Genomic DNA, 8916 nt, shown 5'->3' on the forward strand with positions numbered 1-8916 from the left:
GCAGCCGTGAACTGCTGGCTGTAGGCATCGCCGGCACGGATCGCCGCCAGGCTGCCCGGGACCAGGCTCAGGGCCGGCGCCGCAACCGTCATGGTGTAGGCGTTGGTCGCGCTGAACGGCGCGCCCACGCCCGTGCTGCTGTCGCTGGCGCGCAGGCTGAAAGTAAAGCTGCCGGCCACATTCGTCGTACCGGATAGCACGCCGGTAGCCGCATTCAGGCTCAATCCAGCAGGCAGGCTGCCGCTGGCCACGCTGTAAGTGTACGGCGCCGTACCGCCCGCGGCCGTCAGTGTCGCAGAGTAGGCCGCTTCCGCCGTCGGATTGGCCAGCGAGGCCGGCGTCAGGCTGACCGTGGCCGAGGAAACGACCAGGGTATAGCTGCGCGCGCCGGTAAACAGGTGTGCATCGGCCGCCTGCACAGTGAGCGTGAAACTGCCGCCCGCCGTCGGCGTCCCGCTCAGCAAGCCGCTGCTGTTCAGGGTGAGGCCGGCAGGCAGGCTGCCGCTCGACACTGTATAGGCATAGGGAGCGACACCGCCGCTGGCCGTCAGTTGCTGGCTGTACGCGGTGGCGACGCTTGCCGCCGGCAAGCTTGCCGGCGTCACCACGATCGTCGGTGCACCGACGCTCACGGTATAGCTGTTGGTCGCGCTGAACGGCGCGCCCACGCCCGTGCTGCTGTCGCTGGCGCGCAGGCTGAAGGTGAAACTGCCCGCCACATTCGTCGTGCCCGACAGCACGCCCGTGGCCGCATTCAGGCTCAAGCCGGCAGGCAGGCTGCCGCTGGCCACGCTGTAGGTGTACGGCGCCGTGCCGCCCGCTGCCGCCAGGGTTGCCGTGTAGGCCGCTTCCGCCGTTGGATTCGGCAGGGTCGCCGGTGTCAGCGTCACAGTCGGGATGCCCACCGCCACTGTCACGGTCGCTGGCGCCGACGTGCCGCTGGCGTTGGTGACCGTATAAGTGAAACTGTCGGTGCCAGCATAACCGGCCGTGGGCGTGTAGCTGATGCTCGTGCCGCTGGCCGTCGCCGTGCCATGCGCGGCTGCGGACGCCACCGCCACCGACGTTGCCGCACCGCCGCTCAGGTTCAGGGCGATAGCATTGGCGCTGCTGCCATAGGCCACCGTGGCGCTGACGTTGCCGGCAACGGGCGGCGCCACGGCCACCGTGCTGGAATAGGCACGCGAGCCCGTGAAAGGAGCGCCCGTGCCGGTGCTGCTGTCGGTGGCCGTGACGGTGAAGTTATACGCGCCTGCCGCCGTCGGCGTGCCGGACAGGGTGCCGTCCGGCGCCAGGCTCAGGCCCGTGGGCAGGCTGCCGCCGGTGATGGCATAGCTGTACGTGGAAGTCCCGCCACTGGCGACAATATTCTGGCTATAGACGACGCCGGCCGTCATCGCCGGCATGACCGTCGGCGTGACGCTGATCATCGGTGCAGACACCGTCAGCGTGTAGGCCCGCGCGCCCACGTACGGACCATTGCCCGTCGAGCTGTCCGTGGCGCGCAAGGTGAAGTTGAAGGTGCCAGCGGCCGTCGGCGTGCCCGACAACACGCCGGTGGCCACATTCAGGCTCAGCCCGGCCGGCAAGGCGCCAGCGCTGACCGCATACGCGTACGGCGCCTGGCCGTTCGCGGCCGTCACCGTCTGGCTGTAGGCCGTGCCGACAGTGGCTGCCGGCACGGCACTTGGCGCAACCGTGATGGTGGGTACGCCAACCGTGAGCGTCACGGTGGCCGGCGCCGAGGTGCCGACGCCGTTGCTGGCCGTGTAGGTAAAGCTGTCGCTGCCGCCATAACCTGCCGTCGGCGTGTAGCTGATGCTCGTGCCGCTGGCCGTCGCCGTGCCGTGGCTGGCGGCGGAAGCCACCGCCACCGACGTTGCCACTCCGCCGCTCAGGTTCAGGGTGATCGGGTTGCTGCTGCTGCCGTAAGCTACCGTGGCGCTGACGGGGCCGGCAATGGGAGCGCCGGCCGCCACCGTGGCGGAATAGGCGCGCGAACCCGTGTACGGACCGCTGCCGGTGCTGCTGTCGGTGGCGGTGATCGTGAAGTTATACGGTCCCTCTGCCGTTGGGGTGCCGGACAAGGTGCCGTCCGGCGCCAGGCCCAGGCCCGTCGGCAGGCTGCCGCCCGTGATGGCATAGCTGTACGGCCCTGTGCCGTTCGCAGCAGTGATGCCCTGGCTGTAGGCCACGCCAGCCGTCATCGCCGGCAAGACCGATGGCGCCACCGTAATCGTCGGCCCGGCAACCGTCAGTGAGTAGGCGCGCGCTCCCACGTACGGGCCATCGCCCGTTGAACTGTCCGTGGCGCGCACGGTAAAGTTGAAGACGCCGCCCGCCGTCGGCGTGCCCGACAGCACGCCGGTGGCCGTATTCAGACTGAGCCCGGCCGGCAAGGCGCCAGCGCTGACCGCATACGCGTACGGCGCCTGGCCGTTCGCGGCAGTCACCGTCTGGCTGTAGGCCGTGCCGACAGCAGCTGCAGGCACGGTACTTGGCGCAACCGTGATGGTGGGCCCGCTGACCGTGAGCGTCACGGTGGCCGGTGCCGAGGTGCCGACGCCGTTGCTGGCCGTGTAGGTAAAGCTGTCGCTGCCGCCATAACCTGCCGTCGGCGTGTAGCTGATGCTGGTGCCGCTGACCGTCGCCGTGCCGTGGCTGGCGGCGGACGCCACCGCCACCGACGTTGCCACTCCGCCGCTCAGGTTCAGGGTGATCGGGTTGCTGCTGCTGCCGTAGGCCACCGTGGCGCTGACGGCGCCGGCAATGGGAGCGCCGGCCGCCACCGTGGCGGAATAGGCGCGCGAACCCGTGTAAGGAGCACCCGTGCCAGCACTGCTGTCAGTGGCGGTGACGGTAAAGTTGTACGGCCCCGCTGCCGTCGGCGTGCCGGACAGCGTGCCGTCCGGCGCCAGGCTCAGGCCCGTCGGCAGGCTGCCGCCCGTGATGGCATAGCTGTACGGCCCTGTGCCGTTCGCCGCAGTGATGCCCTGGCTGTAGGCCACGCCAGCCGTCATCGCCGGCAAGACCGATGGCGCCACCGTAATCGTCGGCCCGGCAACCGTCAGCGAGTAGGCGCGCGCTCCCACGTACGGGCCATCGCCCGTTGAACTGTCCGTGGCGCGCACGGTAAAGTTGAAGACGCCGCCCGCCGTCGGCGTGCCCGACAGCACACCGGTGGCGGTATTCAGGCTCAGCCCGGCCGGCAAGGCGCCGGCGCTGATCGCATAGGTGTATGGTCCTGTGCCGTTCGCGGCCGTCACCGTCTGGCTGTAGGCCGTGCCGACAGTGGCTGCCGGCACGGTCGATGGCGCAACCGTGATGCTGGGCGCATTGACCGTGATCGTCACGGTGGCCGGCGCCGAGGTGCCCACGCCGTTGCTGGCCGTGTAGGTAAAGCTGTCGGGACCGCCATAGCCTGCCGTCGGTGTATAGGTGATGCTGGTGCCGCTGGCCGTCGCCGTGCCGTGCAAGGCACCGGAGGCCACGGCCACGGACGTTGCCGCGCCGCCGCTCAGGTTCAGGGTGATCGGGTTGGCGCTGCTGCCGTAGGCCACCGTCGCGCTGACGGCGCCGGCCACGGGTGCGCCGGCCGCCACCGTGACGGAATAGGCGCGCGAACCCGTGTACGGACCGCTGCCGGTGCTGCTGTCGGTGGCGGTGATCGTGAAGTTATACGGCCCCTCTGCCGTTGGGGTGCCGGATAGGGTGCCGTCCGGCGCCAGGCTCATGCCCGTCGGCACGGTGCCGGCAGTGACTGCATAGCTGTAAGGTCCTGTGCCGTTCGCCGCAGTGATGCCCTGGCTGTAGGCGACGCCAGCCGTCATCGCAGGCAAGACCGATGGCGCCACCGTGATCGTCGGCCCGGCAACCGTCAGCGAGTAGGCGCGCGCACCGGAATACGGGCCGCTGCCCGTCGAACTGTCCGTGGCGCGCAAGGTAAAGTTGAAGACGCCGCCGGCCGTCGGCGTGCCCGACAGCACACCGCCGCTGGACAGGCTCAGGCCCGCAGGCAAGGCGCCGGCACTGACCACATACGCGTACGGCGCCATGCCGTTCGCTGCCGTCACGTTCCTGCTGTAGGCCGTCCCCACGGCGGCGGCAGGCAAGGTGGAGGGCGCAACCGTGATGGTGGGCCCGCTGACCGTGAGCGTCACGGTGGCAGGCGCCGAGGTGCCCACGCCGTTGCTGGCCGTGTAGGTAAAGCTGTCCGGCCCGCCATAGCCTGCCGTCGGCGTGTAGGTGATGCTGGTGCCGCTGGCCGTCGCCGTGCCGTGCAAGGCACCGGAGGCCACGGCCACGGACGTCGCCGCGCCGCCGCTCAGGTTCAGGGTGATCGGGTTGGCGCTGCTGCCGTAGGCCACCGTGGCGCTGACGGCGCCGGCAACGGGTGCACCTGCCGCCACCGTGACGGAGTACGCGCGCGAACCCGTGTAGGGGCCGCTGCCGCTGCTGCTGTCGGTGGCCGTGACGGTAAAGTTGAAGGGTCCCGCTGCCGTCGGCGTGCCGGACAGGGTGCCGTCCGGCGCCAGGCTCAGGCCCGTGGGTACGCTGCCGCCGGTGATGGCATAGCTATACGTGGCCGTACCGTTGGCGGCAGTGATGCCCTGGCTGTAGGCGACGCCGGCCGTCATGGCCGGCATCACCGTAGGTGCCAGCGTGATCGTTGGCGCAGTGACCGTCAGCGTGTACGTACGCGTGCCATTGGCGGCCAGCGAGTCCGTGGCGCGCACGGTGAAGTTGAAGGTGCCGCCGGCCGTCGGCGTGCCCGTCAGGCTGCCTGCGCCGGACAAGCTCATGCCTGCAGGCAGGCTGCCAGCCGTGATCGCGTAAGTGTACGGTGCAGTGCCGCCCGTCGCGCTCAGGGTCGTCGTCGCGTAAGCCTGGGCCACCGTGGCATTCGGCACAGTAGCAGGCGACAGCGCGATGGCGGAAGTGATCGTGACGTTGTAGACGATGGGCTGCCCCACATCGTCCCTGATGGTAAACGTGTCCGATGTCGCGCTGAGATTGGTATTCCGGTAGCGCACGGCATTCGTGACATTCGAATCTTCCAGCGTGCCATGCTGCGGCGGCACCAGGGTGCCCGTCAGGCCAAACTGAGAACAGGGCGAATTGAGATAACTCTCGTAATACTCATCTCCCGCCACCACAGTGATGGCGCGCGGGCTCGGGCAGACACTGGCGGCGGAAGCTTGAAGGGAAAACAGGGAGAGCAAGGGAAACAGCAGGGCCGCCGCCAGCCGCATCAGCCAGGGTGAGCGCCAGGACAGAATACCCGGCGTAGTTCCCCCGCCGGCAATGGACACATCAATGCCACGGACAGGCGCAGGCAGCCATCCAAATTTCGTGAAATTTAGAAACATTTGTCTTCCCTCGATACATTTATCTTGGCGCTGGGCCTTGTACGGATAACGGTCACGGCAAACCTGCACGCCGATGACAACGACCGTCAACAGGACTGAAGATGGCTTTCCAGCATGATTGAACCTTGCTTTAAGTCAATCTATGCTACTACGACTTACAAATAAAGCAACTATAAAATATTATCAAATAGGGAAGTTTTTAATGAAAATCAACTATTGTCAAAATAATGTATCTATTTGACAACAAATGTAAAAAGGAACGCCGCATGTAGGGCTGTATTGAGCAACTTGCCGTGAGCCGTGCTGGCATGGCAGCACGCTATTTTCCTAGGAAACATGGGGTTTTCCGGCCTTTTCCCCGGCGCGACACAGTCGGCATTCCGGCAGAAAGCCGGCTTTGCATGATGACATTTCGGCGGCGCGTGCCTGCCGCCATATTGGCAGCGGTTGCATCGAACTGGCGTGGCGCGCCCGGCAATCAGTGGTACGAACGCCACGCCGGAGACTGTCACCTTGCAAGCCACCCACCCAGAATTTCTTGCCAGTGGGCAGCATGGCCTGCCCGGCAGCTTGCCCGGCAGGCCGCGCCTCGTGCTGACAGCGTTACTGCATCGCCTGCGTCAACCCCGGCGCAAACTCGGCGCCATGCTTGATCTGCGCGGTGGAGGCCTTCAAGGTGGCGCCGATGGGCTCGGCGCGGCCGGCCAGGCATTGCCCCAGGAAGTTTTCCGTCACGGCATTGAAGGCGATGTTGTTGACGGGCCTCGCAAAGCCATGGCCTTCATCGGGGAACAGCACATACGTGACGGGGATATTCTTCGCCGCCATGGCTGCCACGATCTGGTCCGATTCAGCCACGTTGACGCGCGGGTCGTTCGCGCCCTGGCCGATCAGCAGGGGACGCTGGATATTCTGCGCGAAGTTCAGCGGCGAGCGCTCCTTGAGCAGCGCCCTGCCCTCTTCCGTGGTCGGGTCGCCCATGCGCTTGTAGAACTGCTGCTTGCCCGCTTCCCAATACGGCGGGATGGTTTGCAGCAAGGTAAACAGGTTCGACGGGCCGACGATGTCGACGCCGCAGGCAAACGTGGTCGGCGTGAACGCCATGCCGGCCAGGGTGGCGTAACCACCGTAGGAGCCGCCCATGATGGCCACCTTGTCGGCCGTGGTCACGCCGCTCTTGACGGCCCATTGCACCGCGTCAAGCAGGTCGTCATGCATCTTGCGGCCCCACTGCAGGTCGCCGGCCGAGATGAACTGCTTGCCGAAGCCCGTCGAGCCCCGGTAATTCACCGACAGCACGGCATAGCCGCGGTTGGCCAGCCACTGGTGGTAGCTGTTGTAGCCGTAGGTGTCGCGCGCCCACGGGCCGCCGTGCACCAGCAGCACCATCGGCACCGCCTGCGTGGCCTTGCCGCCGGCGCCCGCCTTCGATGCATGCGGCAGTGTCAGGTAAGACACCAGGGTCAGGCCGTCGCGCGCCTTGATTTCCTGCGGATACATGGGCACCAGCGGCGCGCCTTCCAGCTCGGGCCGCGTGACGTACAGCTGCGTCAGTTTTTTGCTCTTGCGGTCATACAGCCAGCTCGATGCGGGTGCCGTGACGGTGTCGAGGCCCACCAGCCACTTGTCGTCGGCATCTGTGCGCGACGTTACGTTGAACTGGCCCTTGGTATTCTTCTTCAGGAAAGCCAGGTCGGCCTTCAGGTCGTCCGTCAGCGGCAAATATTCCTGCTGCAGATAATTGACCGTATAGGCTTGCACGCGGCCCGTGCGCGTATCGTACAACGCGTCCGAAATGTCGGCGCGCGGGTCTTGCGCCACCACCGTCGTCTTGCCGCTGGCCACATCCTGCGCCAGCAGCGCCGAGGTATTGCGGCCGCGCGAATCGGTCCAGTACAGGGTCTTGCCATCGACGGTGAAGGCCAGCGGCGCCGTCGTCTGCGAGTCTTCCAGGGCGACCTCGGCCAGCGGCATGCTCTCGGCCTTGCCATCGGTCAGGCGGAAATACTGCATGCCGCCATCGGCGCGCGCCTTGCTGGCGATGCGCAAATTGAGCGATTCATCGGCGACATAGCCGCCATAGCCGTCGTTCTGCTGCACCAGGGTCAGCTTGCCGCTGGCCAGGTCCAGGCTGTACACATCGTGCCAGCGCGCATCGCGGTTATTGACGCCGACGAGGATACGGTCCTTCACCTTGCTGCTGATCTGGACGATCCGCACGCGCGTCTTCTCGAACGGCGTGTAATTGACCTGCTTGCCGCTTGCCACGTTCACGCCGTACAGCAGGAAATTCTCGTCGCCGCCCTTGTCCTGGATAAACAGCACGGTTGTCGAATCGGGCGACCAGAAGCTGCCGCGGATAGGCCGCACCTTCTCTTCCGTCAGCGGGCACGCCTGCGTCAGGTCGCTGGCCGGCGCCACCCACACATTGAGCACGCCATCGCGCGGCGCGATCCACGACAGCCACTTGCCGTCCGGGCTGATCCGCCCGCCGGACTTGCTCGGATTACCGAAGATCTTCGCCCGCTCGATCAGCGGCGTTTCCTTGACAGGGGCTTGGGCATGCGCCGGCAGTGCGCCGGCGAACAACAGGACAGGCAGGACATAGCGAATCATGGACACCTCATGGTTGTTGAATGAAGGGAAACATCACACGTGCATGTGCCAGCAAATCATAGGCGAAAGCCGGGTTGCCATGTTGACTACAGCGATGGAAGACGAAAATCGGGGGATAGAATGGCGAAAACGGGGGCTGGCAGGTCCGTCAAGTCACTGACGCGAACGCAGCCAGGGGCTTGCTTAGCAAACGCCGCCAGCCTCGCTCGTGCCGGTACGCAGGTCAAGCCCAAGCAGGCACGTGTAGCCGTTTTCCTTGCTGTAGACGCACAGAAGATGCCCTCGGCGCCGCTCGCGGTCCTCAGGATCGCCGCTGCAGGCATGCTCGCGCCGCACGTCAGGCCCGATACCATTGAACAAATCCCGTGCACTCTGCCCTTTGAACCTGAATGACACATGGCGGTCGTTCGGTGTCGGCGGCAACATCTCGGCAAGGCTGCCGCCGTACACCTGATAGCGGCCGCTGAGTACCGTGGCGGCAGGCGTTTCCACGCTACTTTCGGCAGACTGTGCCAACGAAATCAGGGCACACGCACCCAAAATTCCTGCTCTGCGAAAATTCACGCATACCTCCTGATCTCGACGTGAAAGTGATCGTCATGTCGTATCGCCGACCGAACTCTTCCACCTCCAATCGCATTCTGCACTTCCGTGTCATTAAAGTAAATGGTGCGGACCATCATGTGCCGCGCAAATAGTCGAATCAGCCGGGTTGTTGCCTCACGATCATCTAGACAGATAGTATGAGGAAAATTTACTTCGGTAGCAAACCGAGTCGTCAGTTAATTAGAATTTTACTTAAGTATAATTTTTAAATAAATATCTTAGGCAAACATTGAATAATAAGGAAAGCCTAAGTGACGGTTTAAAAACTTCATAGCAACTTTCAGGTCAAAGCATCTTTGATGTTTTGGAGTGATTGACGATGTGG

3 protein-coding genes are annotated in these 8916 nt (G+C 65.2%); all 3 read right to left on the bottom strand.

The window, feature by feature from the left end:
- The coding region (locus AC07X6_RS28255) for a beta strand repeat-containing protein (RefSeq protein WP_494793180.1) at positions 1 to 5312 on the bottom strand (5312 nt) is incomplete at its 3' end.
- Positions 5313 to 5972: 660 nt separating this feature from the next.
- Complete coding sequence (locus AC07X6_RS28260) at positions 5973 to 7985, bottom strand: S9 family peptidase (RefSeq protein ID WP_494793181.1); 2013 nt, start codon at positions 7983 to 7985, stop codon at positions 5973 to 5975.
- Between the two features lie 183 nt (positions 7986 to 8168).
- Complete coding sequence (locus AC07X6_RS28265; RefSeq protein WP_494793182.1) at positions 8169 to 8549, bottom strand: hypothetical protein; 381 nt, start codon at positions 8547 to 8549, stop codon at positions 8169 to 8171.
- Positions 8550 to 8916: the final 367 nt, after the last annotated feature.

It is taken from the genome of Janthinobacterium sp. GW460-12-1-14-LB5 (genome assembly GCF_059423585.1).

Bases quoted from the DNA above. Each gene is read 5' to 3' on its own strand.
- AC07X6_RS28260 (WP_494793181.1), bottom strand. From the start codon at position 7,985: ATGATTCGCTATGTCCTGCCTGTCCTGTTGTTCGCCGGCGCACTGCCG.